An 18,580-nucleotide genomic window follows, 5' to 3' on the forward strand; every position below is an offset into this window, starting at 1 on the left:
CTGGGCCGGGCTCAGTAGAATGGAGACGTGAATCCTGCTTCGAACGTTGAATCCTTTTCCCAGTTTCCCCTTTTGGACCTGCGCGGGCGCCATTTAAATACTGCAGAACTGAAGGCCGCCATGCCCCGGGCAGAGACGACTTTTGACGTTGCCTCGCATGCGGTCGAGGAGATTATCAACGAGGTGCGAAGCGGCGGGTTCACGGCGCTTGCCGAACTGGCTTCGCGGTTTGACGGCGTGCAGCAGCAGCACCCCCTCGTGCCGCAGGAAGAACTGGTCCGTGCATTGGAGGCACTTGATCCGGCGGTCCGTGCCGCCCTGGAGGAGTCCATTGCGAGGGCGCGGGTCTTTGCCGACGCGCAGAAGCCCGCCGATGCTACGGTGGAGATCGCCGCAGGCGCCACGGTCACGCACAAGTGGGTACCGGTTTCGCGGGTGGGCCTGTACGTCCCGGGCGGGCTGGCGGTCTATCCTTCGTCTGTGGTGATGAACGTCGTTCCGGCGATGGCCGCCGGCGTTGGTTCGATCGCCTTGGCCTCACCACCGCAGAAAGACTTCGGAGGCCTGCCGCATCCCACCATTTTGGCCGCAGCCCGTCTGCTGGGTATTGACGAGGTCTACGCCATCGGGGGTGCGCAGGCAGTGGCGGCGTTTGCCTATGGTGTTCCCGCCAATGATTTCGGTCCCGCGCTTGCCCCGGTCGATGTGGTCACCGGTCCCGGCAACGTCTTCGTTGCCACGGCCAAGCGCCTGGTCAAGAGTGTGGTGGGCATTGACGCGGAGGCGGGCACCACCGAAATTGCCATCCTTGCGGATGGCAGTGCGGAGCCGGCTTTCGTCGCGGCGGACCTGATCAGCCAAGCAGAGCATGATCCCCACGCCGCGTCAGTGTTGGTGACGCCGTCGGAGAGACTGGCTCAGGCCGTGCGTCGGGAACTTGCTGTCCAAATTGGCAGCACGAAGCACGCGGACAGGGTTCGCGAGGCCCTTTCCGGACCGCAGTCCGGCGTGATTATGGTCGACGATGTCGAGCACGGCATTGCGGTTTGTGACGCCTATGCGGCGGAGCACCTTGAGATCCACACCGAGAATGCTTCGGGGATCGCCGCGCGTATCCGCAACGCGGGCGCCATATTTGTCGGCAACTATTCACCGGTGAGCCTGGGGGATTACTGTGCCGGCTCCAACCATGTCCTGCCAACCAGTGGGACCGCCACATTCGCATCCGGCCTCAACGTCACCACTTTCCTGAAAGCCGTCCAGATTATCGACTACGACCAGCGTGCGCTGCGCGAAGTAGGCGGGCACATTGTTTCGCTGGCCGCGGCGGAAGACCTGCCGGCGCATGGGGAGGCCGTCACCGTCAGATTCCCCTCGTAACTCCTGGCGCCGCGGCAGCCTGGCGAAGACACAAGATGTAGTAGTCACACGCTTGTAATTCGCAAGATGTAGTTTTATGATTGACCAGTTGCTGTCTGGCCACGAAAGGATCCGGTATGTACTGTCCGTTCTGCCGTAATCCTGATTCCAGGGTTGTGGATAGCCGCCTGACCGACGATGGATCGGCGATCCGCAGACGCCGGCTGTGTCCTGAATGCGGCAGGCGATTCACCACCCTCGAAACCACCAGCTTGAGCGTTCTTAAGCGTTCCGGTGTGGCGGAGCCGTTCTCGCGGGCGAAGGTCATCAACGGCGTCCGGAAGGCCTGCCAGGGCCGCCCGGTGACCGAAGACGACCTGGCCATGCTGGCCCAGGAGGTGGAGGAATCCATCCGGTCCAGCGGGGCAGCGGAAATCGACGCCCATGAAGTCGGTCTTGCGATTCTTCGGCCCCTGAAGAACCTGGATGTGGTCGCCTACCTGCGATTCGCCAGTGTCTATCAGTCGTTCGACTCCCTTGAGGATTTCGAAGCCGCGATAGACCGGCTGCGGGTTGAAGCGGAGGCAACCAAAAAGCAAGGCCCCTCAGGAACCCAGCGGCCGCTGACGGCACAGTAACAACGCCGCAGTTTCCGGTGGCGGCCACGGAGGGGAAGCCGCGGCTGCCACCGGCGCCACAGAAGGAAAGGGTCCGCTGCTGCGGGCCCTTTTTCCTTACTTGAAGTACTTGAAACTGAGCGCTGCCTGCAGGGCCCCGCCCACAATGCCGGCGTTGTTCTTCAACTCGGCGGGAATGATCTTGGTATTGAGATCGAGCTTGGGCAGGAAGTCCTGGCTGCGCTTGGAAATGCCGCCGCCGACAATGAACAGTTCGGGCGAGAACAGGAACTCGACATGGGAGAAATAGCGCTGCAGACGCACCGCATAGGCATCCCAGTCCAGTCCATCGCGTTCGCGTGCGGTAGCTGATGCCTTGGACTCGGCGTCGAACCCGTCGATCTCCAGGTGCCCAAGTTCCGCATTCGGTATGAGTTTGCCATCGTGGATGAAGGCCGAACCGATGCCGGTCCCCAGGGTGATGACCAGTACTGTCCCCCCGACCCCTTCACCCGCTCCGTAGCGTGCTTCGGCCAGCCCGGCAGCGTCGGCATCGTTAATAACCTGGACTTCCCGCCCCAGCTTCCGGGTGAGCAGCGCGTCGACGTCCGTGTCCACCCAGCTGGGGTCCACGTTTGCGGCGGATTTGGCAACCCCGTGGCGGATGATGGCGGGGAACGTGACACCGACCGGGCTGCCGGCCGCCGGGGCTTCCGGACGGGATGAGAGTTCTTCCACGATCTTCGCTACGACGTCGGCAACTGCCTCGGGGGTGGAAGGGCGGGGAGTGTCGATGCGGAAACGATCGCCCAGCAGTTTGCCCTTTTTCAGGTCAACGATGCCGCCCTTGATGCCGGTTCCGCCGATGTCAATGCCAATGACGGACCGGGCAGCCTTTTTGGCGGCCTTCTCGTCGGCGCTGTTGGGCATGGGATCTCCGCACTGTCGTTCGAATACGTCTGGCCAACAGCCTACTGGCGTCTTATGGCAAAGTCAGGACTTCTGCACCAGAGTCGGTCACCACGAGGGTGTGTTCGAACTGCGCAGTCCGCTTGCGGTCCTTGGTCACGACGGTCCAATCGTCGTTCCACATGTCCCACTCGATGGTGCCCAGCGTCAGCATGGGCTCGATGGTGAACACCATGCCCGGCTCCATGACCGTGCTGTAGGCAGGGGCGGCGTCATAGTGGGGGATGATCAGACCGGAGTGGAAGGCTTCGCCGACGCCGTGCCCGGTGAAGTCCCGGACCACGCCATAGCCGAAGCGCTTGGCATAGGACTGGATGGTCCTGCCGATGACGTTGATCTGCCGGCCCGGGGCAACCGCTTTGATGGCGCGGTTCAGCGATTCGTGGGTGCGTTCAACCAGGAGCCGGGACTCCTCGTCAACGTCACCGACGAGGAAGGTGTAGTTGGTATCCCCGTGGACGCCGTTGATGTAAGCGGTGATGTCGATATTGACGATGTCCCCGTCCTGCAGCACCGTGGTATCCGGTATGCCGTGGCAGATGACTTCATTCAGCGAAGAACACAGCGACTTCGGGAACCCACGGTAGCCAAGGCATGACGGGTAGGCCTTGTGGTCCAGCAGGAATTCGTGTCCCACTTTGTCCAGCTCGTCGGTGGTGACGCCGGGACGAATGTGCTTGCCCACCTCGACGATCGCCTGGGCAGCAATCTTGCTTGCCACCCGGATCCGGTCAATCGTCTCGGCGTCCTTGATCTCCGAGCCGGTGAACTTGGCCGGCGCGGGCTTCCAAACGTATTCGGGCCGGGGAATCGACGTCGGAACGGGCCGGACTGGACTGACGGTTCCCTGGACAAGGGTGCCCAGGGGTGCTGTTGCTACGTTGTGGGGCATACCATCGATCTTATAACCCGGTCCGCTATCGGGCGCTAATCCGAACGGGCCGAGCAACCGCAACGCAAGGGAGTAGCCAAATGCCGGAGTTCTGGTACAACGTCGTCACCCACGAAGTCGAAGTGGGGGCACAGTCCGACTGGACGCAGCTCATCGGCCCCTATGAAACCCGCGAGGAAGCGGAAAAGGCGCTCGAAAAAGTGCAGAAGCGCAACGAGGCCTGGGACGCGGACGACGACGAATAGCGCCTTCCAGCGCGCGGAACCGCTGGTCCGGGGCAGCTAAAAGGAGTGCTCCGGGCCGGGAAAGGAACCGCTGCGGACGTCGTCGGCGTAGGCCTTGGCGGCATCCGACAGCGTCGTGCGTATGTCGGCGTACTGCTTGACGAATTTGGCGAGTTTACCGCCGCGCAGTCCGGCCATGTCCTGCCACACCAGCACCTGGCCCGTTGTGGAAGCGCCGGCACCGATGCCGATGGTGGGAACGCGTAGGGCCTTGTCCACTTCCGCGGCGGCCTGGGCCGGCACCATCTCCATCAGGACCGCAAACGCGCCGGCAGCTTCGAGTGCCACGGCGTCGTCGACGACCCGCTGTGCGTCCTCGCCTCGGCCCTGCACCCGATAGCCGCCCAGCGAATGTTCGCTTTGCGGGGTGAAGCCGATGTGCGCCATGACGGGGATGCCCGCCTGGACCATGGCGCGGACATATTCAGCGTAGAAGGCACCGCCTTCCATCTTGACGGCGTGGGCACCGGCTTCCTTCATGAAACGTACGGAGGTCTCGATGGCCTGGGCGGGGGAGACCTCATAGCTGCCGAACGGCAGGTCCACCACTACGAGCGCACGTCTGGCGGAACGGCTCACCGCGCGGCAGAGCGGAATCAGTTCGTCGACGGTAACCGGCAGGGACGTCTCGTTGCCGTACACATTGTTGGAGGCGGAATCGCCGACAAGCAGGACCTCGACACCTGCTTCATCGAAGATTTCGGCGGTGTACTGTTCGTACGCAGTGAGCATGGCAAAGCGCTGGCCGTTGTCCTTGGCCTGCTGCAGGTGATGGGTGCGGACACGGGACACCGGTTTGGAGCCGGACGGCCGGTTAGCTCCGGCACCCGCTCCGTACGGGGCGGGCTGTTCGGCGCCAGAAGTCTGTGAGGTCATGGGTAGAGCCTAATGCCGCGGCCTTTGTTCACTCCAGCCGCACCCGTCACTGTTGCACGGCACAGGTGCCCGGGCGCATTAGGCTAAGTACAGTAGTAAGCAGGCAGGCCGGAGGCTTTGCCGTGACCAGGGCGCGGAAGGATATTCATGGACCGTCAGCAGGAATTTGTCCTGAGAACCATCGAAGAGCGGGACGTGCGCTTCGTCCGTCTCTGGTTCACCGACGTCGTCGGTTCGCTTAAGTCCGTGGCGCTGGCTCCTGCGGAAGTCGAGGGCGCCTTCGAGGAGGGACTTGGCTTCGACGGCTCGTCCATCGAGGGGCTGGCCCGGGTTTTCGAGTCCGACATGCTGGTCCAGCCGGACCCTTCGACCTTCCAGATCCTGCCCTGGCGCGGCGAGGAGGAACAGACATCGCGGATGTTCTGCGACGTTCTCACGCCCGACGGCGAACCATCCGTCGCGGATCCGCGCAACGTGCTCAAGCGGACCCTGCGCAAGGCCGGCGACATGGGCTTCACCTGCTACACCCATCCGGAAATTGAGTTCTATCTGCTCAAATCGCAGGAGCTCGGGCCTGACGGCGTGCCGGTGCCGGTAGACCGCGCCGGCTATTTCGACCATGTGCCCGGCGGCGTCGCCCAGGATTTCCGCCGCACCGCGGTGACCATGCTGGAGAACGTCGGCATCTCCGTGGAGTTCAGCCACCATGAAGACGGTCCCGGGCAGAACGAGATCGACCTTCGGTACGCGGACGCCCTGCAGACCGCCGACAACATCATGACGTTCCGAACCGTGGTTAAAGAAGTAGCGCTGATGGAGGGCATCTACGCAACCTTCATGCCCAAACCCTTCTCCGACCACCCCGGTTCCGGGATGCACACGCACTTTTCCCTCTTCGAAGGTGATTCCAACGCCTTTTTTGAAGCTGGTGCCGAATACCAGCTCTCCAAGACCGGACGCCAGTTCATGGCGGGCATCCTGAAACATGCGCCCGAATTCACCGCGGTGACGAACCAGTTCGTAAATTCCTATAAGCGGCTTTGGGGCGGCGGCGAAGCTCCCAGCTACATTTCCTGGGGCCATAACAACCGCTCGGCCCTGGTCCGCATCCCGCTGTACAAGCCGAACAAGGGCCAGTCCGCCCGGATGGAATACCGCGGGATCGATTCGGCGGCGAACCCGTACCTGGCTTACGCCGTGTTGCTGGGCGCGGGATTGAAGGGCATTGAGGAAGGCTATGAGCTGCCGCCTGCAGCGGAGGAAGACATCTGGAGCCTCAGCTCCGCCGAGCGCAGGGCGCTGGGCCACGACCCGCTTCCCTCAAGCCTGCACGACGCCATCCGCGCGATGGAAGAGTCGGAACTGGTAGCCGAAATCCTCGGTGAACAGGTCTACGAGATCTTCCTGCGCAACAAGCGTGCCGAATGGCACGACTACCGCATCCAGGTGACGCCGCACGAGCTCAGGCGCAACATCGACATCCTCTAAGCTGAGGCCATGAGTCTGAACCGGCGGTTGATCTCCAAGGGCTTCAACGATCTGGAGAAGAGCACACGCTTTCTCGATTCGTCCGAACTCGATGGGGTGGACCAGCAGCGGCTTTTTGCCGGGTTCGCATATGCCGCGGATCCGGACCTGGCCCTCGTTTCCCTGGTCCGGCTCCTGGAGCGGCATCCTCAGCTGGCCGAGCTGGTCAACGCCGGGGAAGACGAGAGCGAGGCGCTGTTCCGGCTGCTCGGCTCCTCGGAAGCCTTGGCCGAATTCCTGCTGCGCCGGCCGGAGCATCTGGACGTTCTTTCGGCCAAGGTCAGCGCGGAGCCCGGAGCTGTCCCGGCAGAAAAGCTCCGTGCTTCACTGCTGAAGTCCGTCAGAGCTGATCCTGCCGCCGAACAGCCGCTGGCCGCCCTGACCGGAAAAGAGGCCTACAACCTGCTGCGGTCCACGTACCGGCGGCACCTGGCCGAACTGGCTATCCGGGACCTCGGCGCGGCCTCGCCGGTGGACTATATGCCCTCGGTGGGACGCGAACTGGCGGATCTTGCGGCTGCGGCGGTTGAAGCCGGGCTCGCTGTCTCCCGCGCTGAACTGGCCGCACGATTCGATCCGGAAGAGATTGCGGCCGTACGCCTGGCCGTGATCGGCATGGGCAAATGCGGTGCCCGCGAACTCAACTACATTTCCGACGTCGACGTCGTTTATGTGATCGAAGCCGACGGTATGGATGAGGCGCATGCCTCCACCATTGGCACGGCATTGGCTACCGGGATGAGCAGGGCCGTCTTTTCTGCCGGTCCGGAGCCGGGCCTGTGGGAGGTGGACGCCAATCTCCGGCCGGAGGGCAAGGAAGGCCGGCTGGTCCGCACGCTTGAATCCCATCTGACTTACTACAAGAGGTGGGCCCAGAGCTGGGAGTTCCAGGCCCTGCTGAAGGCACGTGCCATTGCCGGCGACCTTGATTTGGGCCGCCGGTACGAGGAAGCCGTTGCACCGTTGATCTGGAACTCATCGGAACGGGACGGCTTCGTCGAGTCCGTGCAGGCCATGCGCGGACGTGTGACCGAGAACATTCCGGTGCATGAGCGTGGTCGGCAGCTGAAACTCGGCCGCGGTGGGCTGCGTGATGTGGAATTCACTGTCCAGTTGCTCCAACTCGTTCATGCCCGGGTGGATGAAACGCTCCGGGTCCGGGACACGACTACGGCCATCGCGGCCTTGAGCGCCGCCGGCTACATTGGCCGCTCGGATGCTCGGGAGTTCGACGAAGCCTACCGCTATTTGCGGGTGCTCGAACACCGCATCCAGCTGGTCCAGCTGCGCCGGACGCATCTGATGCCCCAGGACGACAACGCCTTGCGTGCGCTGGCTAAATCCTCGCTCGGTTCGCTGGAAACGCAGCGTCCCGGCCCTGAAGCCCTGCTCCAGAAGTGGCAGCGGACCAAGCGCCGGGTACGCGAACTTCATGAACGGATCTTCTACCGTCCGCTGCTGGTCTCCGCGGCCAATCTGAGCACGGACGAAGTCCGGCTGACGCCCGAAGCCGCCCAGGCCCGGCTCGCGGCACTGGGATATGTGGATCCGCGCGGAGCGATGCGCCATATCGAGGCCTTAACCAGCGGAATAAGCCGGCGGGCGCAGCTGCAGCGCCAGTTGCTCCCCGTCCTGCTGGAATGGATCGCCGATGGCGTGGACCCGGATTCCGGCTTGCTCGGATTCCGGCGGCTGAGCGAGGCGCTGGGGGAGTCGCACTGGTATCTGGGCATGCTCCGTGACTCCAGCTCCGCGGCTGAGCGGCTTTGCCACATTCTGTCCAGCAGCCGGTTCATTACGGACCTGCTGGAAGTCTCGCCGGAGTCTGCGGCCTGGTTGGGATCGGACAAGGAACTGTTTCCGTGGTCGTTCGACGCGCAATGGTACGAGATCCGGCACAAACTGGCCCGCCACCAGGACCCCAAGGCGGCCATGCGCCTGATCCGTTTGATTCGCCGTCGCGAAACGCTGCGCACCGCCATCGCGGACAGTTCGGGCCTGCTGGACCAACGGCAGGTCGGCATTGCTCTCTCCGATACGGACCGGGCGGCCATTCTTGGTGCTCTGCATGTTGCCGAAGCAGCTGTCTTCGCCGAGGAGGACCAGCTCACCAACCTCCTCATCGTCGCCATGGGACGCCAAGGCGGCAGGGAGATCGGATACGGCTCGGACGCCGATGTCATGTACGTGCACAAGCCGCTGCCCGGCGCCGACAACGATGCGGCCCAGCAGCAGGCCATGCGAATCGTTTCGCAGATTTCCGCTCTGCTCCAGCAGCCGAGCAGCCCGCCCGTGCTTGCCGAGCGCACCCTTGAAATTGACGTGTCGTTGCGTCCGGAGGGGAAGAACGGACCGATCGTGCGTTCGCTCGACTCATACCGGGAGTACTACCAGCGGTGGTCACTGATCTGGGAGGCACAGGCCCTGCTTCGGGCGCGGCCCATCGCCGGCGACGACGACCTCGCGGCCGAGTTCACCGCGCTGATCGACCCCATCCGTTATCCGGCCGAGGTCGGACCGGAGGAAGTCCGCGAAATCCGCAGGATCAAAGCCAGAGTGGAATCCGAACGCCTGCCCCGCGGCGCCGATCCGTCCCGGCACCTCAAGCTCGGCCGTGGCGCGCTGAGCGATGTGGAATGGCTGGTTCAATTGCTTCAGCTCGACCACGCGCACCGGGTGCCTGCGCTACGGACAACCGGCACTTTGGAGGCCCTGGATGCGATCGGCGAGGCAGAGCTGCTCCCGAATGCAGATGTGCTCACGCTGCGACAGAGCTGGTCACTGGCGAGCCGGATCCGTTCGGCGAACATGATCTGGAGTGGAAAGAACGCGGACGTGCTGCCCTCCTCGCGGCGGGACCTGGAAGCCGTAGCCCGCTGGTGCGGCTACAGCCCGGGAAACGCCGGAGCCATCGAGGAAGACTATCTGCGGATTACCCGGCGCACCCGCGGCATCTTTGAACGCTACTTCTACGGCTACGGAACCTAAGGGGCACCTCTAACATTCTGGATAAGAGGTTCAACAAGTGAGCAAGATTAACGTCGCCGGTCTGATAAGAGCTTCGGCAGCAACGAGGTACTCAAAGGCCTGGAGGTCGAGGTGGCCGAAGGTGAGGTGGTGTGCGTCATCGGGCCGTCCGGGTCCGGCAAGTCCACCTTCCTGCGCTGCCTGAACAAGCTGGAGGACATCACCGGCGGCAAGGTGGTGGTGGACGGTTTCGACCTCACCGATCCCAAGGTCAACCTGGACGAGGTCCGCCAGCATATAGGCATGGTCTTCCAGCACTTCAACCTGTTTCCGCATATGACCGTGCTGGAGAACATCATGCTCGCGCCGGTGGAACTGAAGAAGCTGAGCCGGCCGCAGGCCCGGAACAAGGCCCTGGAACTGCTTGAACGCGTGGGCCTGTCCAACAAGGCCGACGCCAGGCCAGCGCAGCTCTCCGGCGGACAGAAGCAGCGTGTGGCAATCGCACGCTCTCTGGCGATGAACCCAGACATCATGCTCTTCGACGAGGCGACCAGCGCCCTGGACCCGGAGATGGTGGGCGAGGTCCTGCAGGTCATCCAGGACCTCGCTGCGGAGGGCATGACGATGGTGGTGGTTACGCACGAGATGGGGTTCGCCCGAGAAGTTGCCGACCGCGTCATCTTCATGGCGGAAGGTCCCATTATCGAGGAAGGCAAGCCGGAGGACCTCTTCGGCGCCCGCAGCAGACCCGCACCCAGGAGTTCCTGGCCAAGGCTCTGAAATGTCGCGACGGTGCCCGCTCAAGGCGGGCGCCGTCGTCGTACGCTTCATTCGACACCGCGGTGGCCGCCTGCTCGCCGCTGCGGCTAGGCTGAGGCCAGGACCACTGATGAAGGAGCGCAACGACATGACTGATATCGACGTGATTGCACGCGAACATCTGAGTGCGGCGGGCGGCGCAGCGCACGGCCGCAGTGCCGCGATGGTGGCCCAGGACGGTCCGCTGCGCCAAACGGTGCTTGCTCTGCGGGCGGGAGCGGTCCTGGGCGAGCACAATGCGCCGTTGGCTGCCAGCATCTATGTCCTGGAGGGATCGGTTACCGTAGTCTCGGCCGGTGGGCGGCTCGTAGTTAACGAGAACCAGCTCGAAATCGTCCCGCAGGAACGCCACTCGGTCGAAGCCAACGAGGACTCCGTCTTCCTGCTCACCGCAGTCACCGAAACCCACTTGGACTCCGGCTCCAGTAAAGCATAACTACTTCGCCTCAAGTAGGTACCGTTCGTCCTGAACGCTGATGGCGCAGGCAAAGAGCGCTTCTTGGTATTCCCGGTAGTGGTGGGCGCACCAGGAGAGCATGCCGCCGGTGTCGAGCATTACCTGGACGTAGGCGGGGACCCCGCATCGATCACACAACATTTCGCCCTCCCTAGGTGTGATGCAACTGGTGTGTAATCTCCAGTGTGCCTCACTGTGCTTGGGGTGGGCTTGGGATGGATATTCCTGAACAAAAGAGTCCGCACGGGCCGCCGTCACCGAAGTGTGGGCCGCTCGTGCGGACTCTTTGCAGACTAACCGCGGTTTTGCTGCGGGATTTGGCTAGCAGCCGTAGTAGAGCTCGAACTCGTAGGGGTTCGGGCGCAAGGACAGCGGCGCGATTTCATATTCGCGCTTGTAGGCGATCCAGGTGTCGATCAGGTCCTGGGTGAACACACCGCCGGCCTGCAGGAACTCGTTGTCCGCCTCCAGCGCACTCAGGGCTTCTTCCAGCGAGCCCGGGGCCTTCTGGATGTCCTTGGCCTCTTCGGCAGGCAGCTCGTAGAGGTCCTTGTCGATCGGGTCGGCCGGCTCAATCCGGTTCCGAATGCCGTCCAGACCTGCCATCAGCTGGGCGGCGAAGGCCAGGTACGGGTTGGAGCTGGGGTCCGGTGCGCGGAACTCGAGGCGCTTGGCCTTCGGGTTCGAACCGGTGATCGGGATGCGGATACCGGCGGAGCGGTTGCCCTGCGAATAGACCATGTTGACCGGAGCCTCAAAGCCCTTGACCAGACGCCGGTAGGAGTTCACCGTCGGGTTGGTGAAAGCCAGCACGGCCGAAGCATGCTTGAGCAGGCCGCCGATGTACCAGCGGGCGGTGTCGGACAGTCCGGCATAGCCCTTCTCGTCGTAGAAAAGCGGCTCGGAGCCGTTCCAGAGCGACTGGTGGCAGTGCATGCCGGAGCCGTTGTCGCCGAACACGGGCTTCGGCATGAAGGTGGCGGACTTGCCCCAGGCATCTGCCACGTTCTTGACGATGTACTTGAACTTCAGCAGATCATCAGCGGCATGGGTCAGCGTGGTGAACTTGTAGTTGATTTCCGCCTGGCCGGCAGCGCCGACCTCGTGGTGGGAGCGCTCAACTTCAATGCCTACCTCGTCCAGCTCGACGCAGATGGCATCGCGCAGGTCGGCCTGCTTGTCCGTCGGGGCAACGGGGAAGTATCCGCCCTTGACCGAAGTCTTGTAGCCCTGGTTGCCGCCCTCTTCCTTGCGGCCGCTGTTCCAGTGGGCCTCGACGGAGTCCACCTTGTAGAAGGAGTACTCCGGGCTGGACTGGTAGCGCACATCGTCGAAAATGAAGAATTCGGCTTCGGAGGCAAAGTACGCGGTGTCGGCAATGCCGGTCGACGCGAGGTAGGCCTCGGCGCGCTCGGCAACGCCGCGGGGGTCGCGGTGGTATGGGTCGCCGGTGCGCGGGTTCACGATCGAGAAATTCAGCGCAAGGGTCTTCTCCACGCGGAAAGGATCGATGAATGCGGTGGTGACGTCGGGGATGAGCTGCATGTCGGACTCGGCGATGCCTTGGAAACCCCGGATGGAGGAACCGTCGAACAGCTGGCCGTTGACAAAGAAATCCGCGTCAACGGTCTTGGCCGGCACGTTGAAGTGCTGCTGGACGCCTGGCAGGTCTGTGAATCGGATGTCGACGAACTTTACTTCTTCGTCGGCGATGTACTTGAGGACCTCGTCCGCATTCTTGAACATCGGGTCATGCTCCTTACGCATTCATGGGGGTACCTGCCGGCTGCAACACAGGCGCCAGCAACAGTTACTAATGTAGAAGCAGGGAATTTCCCTTTGGTGTCGCGATTGTTTCCGGCAGGTTACTTAATCGATGTGCCCCTAAGCCTAGCGCGGTGTTAGCGTCCGCACCCAGACAACGTTACGCAGGTCACTTGCGGCGGCCATCACGACCGCGTCCAGCCCGGAGGTCGGTAGGCTAGAGGAGTGGTAAGCAGAAAAGACCTTGGTTCCTGGCTCGAAGGACCGCCTCCCTCCAAAGAGCAGCAGTGGCCCGGCCAGCGGTTGGGGCTGCCCCAGCGCGGCCCGGGCTCTATTGCCCGCCTGGGCCGCCGCGTCATTGCCCTGATGATCGACTGGATCCTGTGCTATCTCATCGCCGCGTGGCTCTTCGGTGGCAACGAGCTGAGCATTCTGCTGATCTTCGCCGTTGAGCAGCTGCTCCTGGTCAGCACGCTCGGCTACAGCATCGGGCACCGCGCAGTTGGCATCCAGGTGCGCAAGCTGGATGGGTCCGCCGCCGGGCCGCTCGCCGCCGTTGTCCGTACCGTGTTGCTCTGCCTGGTTGTTCCCGCGGTAGTCTTCGATGCCGATCAGCGCGGCCTGCACGACCGCGCGATGGGCACGGTCCTGGTCCGCATGTAGTTCACAAACTTTACAAACGACGGCGGCGCCCCACCTTGGAAAGGTGAGGCGCCGCCGTCGTTAGTGGCTTGGTATGGTCAGCGGCCGCGCATTGCCTTGCGGTCCGGGCGGGCCTTGAACGGATCAACGCCCTTCGGGATGGGCAGTTTATTGCTGCCGAGGGCCTGCAGGCGCTTATCCACCGCATGCACCTCCTGCTTGGTCAGTTCCTTCTTGAGCTTCTGGACCTTCTTGGCTACCTTGCTCAGTTCAACCTGGCCCTCGCCGCGGCCGGTCTCGATGACGTGGACCTTCACGTTGGGCAGGATGCGGTTCAGCTTCCGGCGTTCGGCGTCCACCAAGGTCTTGACGCGGTTCGAAGGCCCTTCGGTCACGAGGATGACGCCGGGGCGGCCGATCGCACGGAAGACTGCATCCTGGGTCCGCGGGTTGACTGCCACCGGCTGTTCCTGCAGGATCCAGCCGCGGCGCAGCACGCTCAGGGCGGCACCGGAAGCACCTGGCTGGCCCTCGATCTGGGCGAAGGCGGCGCGTTCGGCACGGCGGGAGAGGATGAAGGTTGCCGCCAGCAGGCCCAGCGGGATGGAGATGATCAACAGGGTGACCCAGTTGTTGATCAGGAACCCGATGAGCAGGCCAACGGCCACGATGCCCAGGAAGGCCAGCAGCATGAGCCAGACTACGTTGGGATCGTTGCGCCGGGTCATCTGGAAGACCTGGCCGATCTGCTTCAGGCGCCCGGGGCCTTTTTTCGCCTTGGCAGGCTTCTCGGCTTTGGGCTTGCGTGAGAAGAGACCACGCTTGGTATTTGCGTCGGAATCGGTGCTATTGGCCATAATGACTCAATTCTATCGTGAAGCCGGCCGGAATTTTGGCCGAGGCGCGGGCACAGCGAGAGGGCCCGGCGCTGCGGCGTCCGGACCCCCTCGGGTGAAAAGTTGCAGCCGGGCGGCGTTACCGGGAGATAAGGCTGGAGGCTTCCTGCCGGGTGGCGCCGGAATCCTCGATGCCTTCGGCGATGTGGGCGAGTTCCGGGGGCAGTTCCCGTCCCTTCTTGCGCATCGCGGTGGCCCAGAGGCGGCCGGCCCGGTAGGACGAACGCACCAGCGGGCCGCTCATGACGCCGAGGAAGCCGAGCTCGATTGCCTCTTCCTGCAGCTCCACGAATTCCTGGGGCTTGACCCAGCGCTCAACCGGGTGGTGGCGTTCGGTGGGGCGCAGGTACTGGGTGATGGTGATCAGGTCGCAGCCGGCCTGGTGCAGATCGCGCAGCGCCTCGGAGATTTCCTCGCGGGTCTCGCCCATGCCCAGGATCAGGTTGGACTTGGTGACCATGCCGTGCTGCTGGCCCTGGGTGATGACATCCAGGGAGCGTTCGTAGCGGAAGGCCGGGCGGATGCGCTTGAAGATGCGCGGCACGGTCTCCACGTTGTGGGCAAAGACCTCGGGTTTGGTCTCGCAGATGGCGCTGATGTGCTCGGGCTTGCCGGAGAAGTCCGGGATCAGGATTTCGACGCCGGTGCCCGGGTTCAGCTCGTGGATCTTGCGGATGGTTTCCGCGTAGAGCCAGACGCCTTCGTCGGCCAGATCGTCGCGCGCCACACCGGTGACGGTGGCGTAGCGCAGGTTCATCTGCTGGACCGACTGGGCCACCTTGGTGGGCTCCAGGATGTCGATGGGGGAGGGCTTGCCGGTGTCGATCTGGCAGAAGTCGCAACGGCGGGTGCATTCGGACCCGCCGATGAGGAAGGTGGCCTCGCGGTCTTCCCAGCACTCGAAGATGTTCGGGCAGCCGGCTTCCTCGCAGACCGTGTGCAGCCCTTCCTTCTTGACCAGGTTCTTCATGCTCACGTATTCGGGGCCGATGTTGACCTTGGCCTTGATCCAGTCCGGCTTGCGCTCGACCGGGGTGGCCGCGTTCCGTGCTTCGACGCGCAGCAGACGCCGTCCTTCGGGGGCGAGAGTCACTTCAGGGCTCCTTCGGGCTGGCTGGTGCCAGCTGTGTTGGCGGTATTCTCGGGCAGGCCGGCCGGTTTAACCAGCGCTGCCTCGTACTTGTTCAGTTCCTCTTCGACCCGGCCGGCAACATCGGCGGGGGAGATGTTGCGTCCGGCTTCTATACTCATGCTGGTGGTGCCGGCGTCGGTGATGCCGCAGGCAATGATCTGCGCATACGGGGCCAGATCATTATTGCAGTTCAGGGCGAAGCCGTGCATGGTCACGCGGTGGTTGACCCGGATGCCGACGGCGGCAATCTTGCGGTCCTGCCGATCGCCGTCGCCCTTGATCCAGACACCGGAGCGGCCTTCGATCCTGGAGCCGTTGATGCCGAAGCCGGCGAGCACGTTGATCAGGACCTGCTCCAGAATGTCCACGTAGTCGGCAACCTTGGTGGGATCCGGCAGGGCCAGGATCGGATAACCAACCAGCTGCCCCGGGCCGTGCCAGGTCAGCTTGCCGCCGCGGTCCACATTGATGATGGGCGTGCCATCGAACGGCTTCTCATGTTCTTCGGTCCGCTTGCCGGCCGTGTAAACAGGGCTGTGTTCCAGCAGGAGGACTTTGCCCGCAGCGGTGCCGGCAACCACATCACTGTGGATTCGACGCTGCAGGTCCCACCCCTCCTGGTAGTCGACGAAGTCGGGGGCAAACCCTATCCGGGAAAACTCAAGGCTCATGGCGACAGCCTACGCCTTGAGCCGGTAGTGGCTCCATTTGTGTGAAGGGCCCCTGGCTGTGGATAACTTCTGCAGCGGATCGGCGGCTGTAGTAAATCTGGAGCATGATGCTTCAGCACCCGACACAAGCCGGTGACAGCAGCCCTGCGGATGAGCCGGCCCGGCCGCAGGTACCCGGATTCCGGGTACAACGCTGGCTCGGCAGCGGCTCTTCGGCCGCCGTGTGGCTGGTGGCGGAAGAGGCCGGCGGCCGCGAATATGCGCTGAAGGTCTTCAATTCCAACGGCGGCGATGCCCGTCCGAAGGCGGAGCGGGAACGGCTGCTGACCGACGGACTGCGGCACGACCATCTGTTGCAGGTCTTCCGCAAGGTGGACACGGACGCCGGGCTGGGATTGCTGCTCGAATACGCCGCGGGTGGATCGGTGGCTTCGGTCATTGCCGCCCGGGGCCCCTTGTCTGTGGCCGAAACGGTTACGGTGCTGACGCCGATCGCGCAGGCGCTGGCGTTTCTGCACGCGGGCGGCAGGACGCATGGCGACGTTTCGCCCGGCAACGTCCTCTTCACGTCCATGGGCAAACCGCTGCTGGCGGACTTCGGTATCGGCCGGGCGGTCGGCAGCCACCGGGCCGACGACGGCGGGACGCAGGGATTCCGTCCACCATCGCCAAGGCGGGGCGACGTCGGGCAACGGCTGGAGCCGGAGGCGGACATCTACGCGTTGGCCGCCCTTGGCTGGTTCATGCTCACCGGACGGGTACCGGCCGCCACCGCCCAGCGTCCGCCGTTGAATGTCATGGTGCCGGACGTGCCGCTGCCCTTGGTGGAGTTGCTGGAAGCGGCACTGGCGGATGGGGCCGAGCAACGGCCGGAGGCGGAAGAGTTTGCCCGCCGGGTTTACCGGACCGCGGACCCGGCACCGGTGGACCTATCCGCCGCTGTACATCCGTCGGTGGCCCCGCAGCTGCTGACCCGGCGGATTGTCCGGGACGGCAAGAAGCGGACCGCCTTTGGAGCCAAGCGGCGTGGGCCGCGGCCGGCAAAAAAACCGGACCGCCTGCGGAAGCCGCAGGCGGTCCGGCGTGCTGCCGGCGCCGCAACCCGTCAGGGTAAGGCGCCCCTTGGCCGCGTCCTCGTTGTTGCGGCCTCCTTGGCGATTGCCCTTGCGTTGGCCGTTTTCGCGGGTAATCTCCTCGTCGGGTCCGAGGCAATTGACACACCCGGAGACGCTGCTGCGCAGGCCGCAGCAGCGGCGGTGCCGGGCGGGGCGGCCGCCGATGCAACCGGACCGCCTACGGCTCGGCCGTTGCCTGATGAACTGGGGCGGGCAGCTACAGCGGAAGATCCGGCCGCTGCCGTTGCCGCCTTGACCTGGTTGCGTACCGAAGCACTGCGGAGCAGGGACGTGTCCGTGCTGGACGACGTCAATGTCGTCGGATCCGCTCCGATGGCGGCGGACACCGAGGTTATATCCACGCTGGCCTCGCTGGAACACTGGTTCAGCGGACTCGCAGCCAAGGCGGAGGAGGTGCGGACGGTGTCCCGTACCGGGACTTCGGCGGTGGTCGAAGCCACAATCATCACCTCACCTTTTGAGCAGCGCGACGCCAGCGGCGGCCTCGTCCTGTCTGTGACGGAGGGCAAGAGGCAGCAGTTGGTGCTGGTGCTGGAACGCCAGGACGGCAGGTGGCTGGTTGGCGAAGTCCGCGACGGCGCCTGATGCGGCGTGTGCGGGCGGGTTCAGCTGCGGCGGCCCAACTCGTCGTGGATCCAACGGGCAGCGTCTTGCAGGTTTGCCTGGCCGAACTCGAAACCCGCGGCCTCAAGACGCTCCGGAAGCATGCGTTGGCTCGCCAGGATGATGTTCTCAGCCAAGCCGGGCAGAACCGTGGTCATCACTTCCTGCGGGACGCGGAACATCGCAGGCCGGTGCAGTTCGGCCGCCAGGACGGACACCAGTTGGTCTACCTGGGCCGGAACGGGCGCGCACACATTCACAGGGCCGGACAGCCCCGATTCGAGCAGGAAGGCCAAGGCTCGTACTTCATCGGCCAGCGTGATCCACGGCCACCATTGCCGACCGGTGCCGAGCGGGCCGCCCAGGCCCAATCTGAGCGGCAGCAGCAACCGCGGCAGGGCTCCGCCATGGGGTGTCAGCACCACGCCGGTACGGGTAACGATGGTCGGAGACGAGGCCTGCAACGCCGCCTCTTCCCAACGCCGGCAGACATCCGCCATCACGGGCGAACTGCCGGCTGCGGATGCTTCCGTAAGGACCTCATCGCCGCGGTCCCCGTAGATTCCGGAACCGGATTGGCTGATAAAGACCTTCGGAGGGTTCTCCAGTTGGTTAATGGCTCCGGCGAGGGTGCGGGTGCTGGCAACACGGGAGGAATACAGCTGCTCGCGCGATGACCTGGTCCAGGGCCGGGCCCGCAGCGGTGAACCGGACAGATTGACTACGGCATCGTGGCCCGCGACCACCCGCGGATCCAGACGGCCGGCCGCCGGATCCCATTCGAACTCACCCTCGCCGCGCGGCGGGCGGCGGACCAGCCGGCTGACCCGGTGCCCGGAGGAAACCAGGTGTCCGGCCAGCGCCTTGCCGATCAGACCGGACGCGCCCGAAATGAGGATCTTCATCTGCCCATCACATCATCGAATAACCAGTTGGGGAACGGCCTGCGGCAAGTCACCGACCTGT

General features: G+C 64.0%; 17 protein-coding genes and 1 pseudogene. 9 read left to right on the forward strand and 9 right to left on the reverse strand.

Annotation, left to right across the window (positions count from 1 at the left end; all coding sequences use genetic code 11):
• Positions 1-120: 120 nt before the first annotated feature.
• Together hisD and nrdR are read left to right on the forward strand one after the other, a co-directional pair.
• On the forward strand, positions 121-1,380 hold the full coding sequence (hisD, locus tag AC5RWO_RS12835) for a histidinol dehydrogenase (protein ID WP_498731775.1): 1,260 nt from the start codon (positions 121-123) through the stop codon (positions 1,378-1,380).
• 116 nt (positions 1,381-1,496) lie between these two features.
• Positions 1,497-1,997, forward strand: coding sequence for a transcriptional regulator NrdR (gene nrdR / locus AC5RWO_RS12840; protein WP_498731776.1), 501 nt, complete (start codon positions 1,497-1,499; stop codon positions 1,995-1,997).
• A 96-nt stretch (positions 1,998-2,093) separates the two neighbouring features.
• On the opposite strand, the gene ppgK is transcribed toward nrdR, so the two are convergent.
• Together ppgK and map are read right to left on the reverse strand one after the other, a co-directional pair.
• Complete coding sequence (gene ppgK / locus AC5RWO_RS12845) at positions 2,094-2,906, reverse strand: polyphosphate--glucose phosphotransferase (RefSeq protein ID WP_498731777.1); 813 nt, start codon at positions 2,904-2,906, stop codon at positions 2,094-2,096.
• 52 nt (positions 2,907-2,958) lie between these two features.
• Positions 2,959-3,837, reverse strand: coding sequence for a type I methionyl aminopeptidase (map, locus tag AC5RWO_RS12850; RefSeq protein ID WP_498731779.1), 879 nt, complete (start codon positions 3,835-3,837; stop codon positions 2,959-2,961).
• A gap of 80 nt (positions 3,838-3,917) precedes the next feature.
• On the opposite strand from map, the gene AC5RWO_RS12855 reads away from it, so the two are divergent.
• A complete protein-coding gene (locus AC5RWO_RS12855; RefSeq protein ID WP_498731780.1) occupies positions 3,918-4,082 on the forward strand; it encodes an SPOR domain-containing protein in 165 nt (54 codons plus the stop codon).
• A gap of 36 nt (positions 4,083-4,118) precedes the next feature.
• On the opposite strand, the gene panB is transcribed toward AC5RWO_RS12855, so the two are convergent.
• Positions 4,119-4,997 carry a 3-methyl-2-oxobutanoate hydroxymethyltransferase gene (gene panB / locus AC5RWO_RS12860; RefSeq protein ID WP_498731782.1) on the reverse strand — a complete coding sequence of 293 codons (879 nt, stop codon included), beginning with the start codon at positions 4,995-4,997 and terminating at the stop codon, positions 4,119-4,121.
• Between the two features lie 147 nt (positions 4,998-5,144).
• On the opposite strand from panB, the gene glnA (AC5RWO_RS12865) reads away from it, so the two are divergent.
• The 4 genes and pseudogenes from glnA (AC5RWO_RS12865) (at position 5,145) to AC5RWO_RS12880 (ending at position 10,749) form a co-directional block, all read left to right on the forward strand.
• Positions 5,145-6,485 carry a type I glutamate--ammonia ligase gene (gene glnA, locus AC5RWO_RS12865; protein ID WP_498731783.1) on the forward strand — a complete coding sequence of 447 codons (1,341 nt, stop codon included), beginning with the start codon at positions 5,145-5,147 and terminating at the stop codon, positions 6,483-6,485.
• Between the two features lie 9 nt (positions 6,486-6,494).
• Positions 6,495-9,512 carry a bifunctional [glutamine synthetase] adenylyltransferase/[glutamine synthetase]-adenylyl-L-tyrosine phosphorylase gene (locus tag AC5RWO_RS12870; protein WP_498731785.1) on the forward strand — a complete coding sequence of 1,006 codons (3,018 nt, stop codon included), beginning with the start codon at positions 6,495-6,497 and terminating at the stop codon, positions 9,510-9,512.
• Between the two features lie 37 nt (positions 9,513-9,549).
• A pseudogene (locus AC5RWO_RS12875) lies at positions 9,550-10,273 on the forward strand (amino acid ABC transporter ATP-binding protein); the annotation flags it as partial.
• A 128-nt stretch (positions 10,274-10,401) separates the two neighbouring features.
• The gene (locus AC5RWO_RS12880; protein ID WP_498731786.1) at positions 10,402-10,749 is read left to right on the forward strand and encodes a cupin domain-containing protein; all 348 of its coding nucleotides are present in this window, start codon (positions 10,402-10,404) and stop codon (positions 10,747-10,749) included.
• Here AC5RWO_RS12880 and AC5RWO_RS12885 read toward each other — a convergent pair whose 3' ends face one another.
• The gene (locus AC5RWO_RS12885; protein ID WP_498731788.1) at positions 10,750-10,911 is read right to left on the reverse strand and encodes a DUF7455 domain-containing protein; all 162 of its coding nucleotides are present in this window, start codon (positions 10,909-10,911) and stop codon (positions 10,750-10,752) included.
• 180 nt (positions 10,912-11,091) lie between these two features.
• The gene (gene glnA / locus AC5RWO_RS12890; RefSeq protein WP_498731789.1) at positions 11,092-12,516 is read right to left on the reverse strand and encodes a type I glutamate--ammonia ligase; all 1,425 of its coding nucleotides are present in this window, start codon (positions 12,514-12,516) and stop codon (positions 11,092-11,094) included.
• 243 nt (positions 12,517-12,759) lie between these two features.
• Here glnA (AC5RWO_RS12890) and AC5RWO_RS12895 point away from each other — a divergent pair, with 243 nt between their 5' ends.
• Positions 12,760-13,197: an RDD family protein gene (locus AC5RWO_RS12895; RefSeq protein ID WP_498731790.1), complete on the forward strand. Its 438-nt coding sequence runs from the start codon at positions 12,760-12,762 to the stop codon at positions 13,195-13,197.
• Between the two features lie 77 nt (positions 13,198-13,274).
• On the opposite strand, the gene AC5RWO_RS12900 is transcribed toward AC5RWO_RS12895, so the two are convergent.
• From AC5RWO_RS12900 to lipB, 3 genes are all read right to left on the reverse strand, one after another.
• Positions 13,275-14,033, reverse strand: a complete 759-nt coding sequence (locus AC5RWO_RS12900) for a DUF4191 domain-containing protein (protein WP_498731792.1) — start codon at positions 14,031-14,033, stop codon at positions 13,275-13,277.
• A gap of 118 nt (positions 14,034-14,151) precedes the next feature.
• Entirely contained in the window at positions 14,152-15,165 is a 1,014-nt protein-coding gene (gene lipA, locus AC5RWO_RS12905) for a lipoyl synthase (protein WP_498731793.1), read from the reverse strand.
• Positions 15,162-15,875 carry a lipoyl(octanoyl) transferase LipB gene (lipB, locus tag AC5RWO_RS12910; protein WP_498731794.1) on the reverse strand — a complete coding sequence of 238 codons (714 nt, stop codon included), beginning with the start codon at positions 15,873-15,875 and terminating at the stop codon, positions 15,162-15,164. Before lipB ends, lipA begins: the two co-directional genes overlap by 4 nt.
• A gap of 104 nt (positions 15,876-15,979) precedes the next feature.
• Between lipB and AC5RWO_RS12915 the strand changes: the two genes are divergently transcribed.
• Positions 15,980-17,596, forward strand: a complete 1,617-nt coding sequence (locus AC5RWO_RS12915; protein ID WP_498731796.1) for a serine/threonine-protein kinase — start codon at positions 15,980-15,982, stop codon at positions 17,594-17,596.
• Positions 17,597-17,616: 20 nt separating this feature from the next.
• On the opposite strand, the gene AC5RWO_RS12920 is transcribed toward AC5RWO_RS12915, so the two are convergent.
• Positions 17,617-18,519 carry a TIGR01777 family oxidoreductase gene (locus AC5RWO_RS12920; RefSeq protein WP_498731797.1) on the reverse strand — a complete coding sequence of 301 codons (903 nt, stop codon included), beginning with the start codon at positions 18,517-18,519 and terminating at the stop codon, positions 17,617-17,619.
• Positions 18,520-18,580 lie beyond the last annotated feature (61 nt).

This window comes from Arthrobacter sp. B055-34, assembly GCF_059090425.1.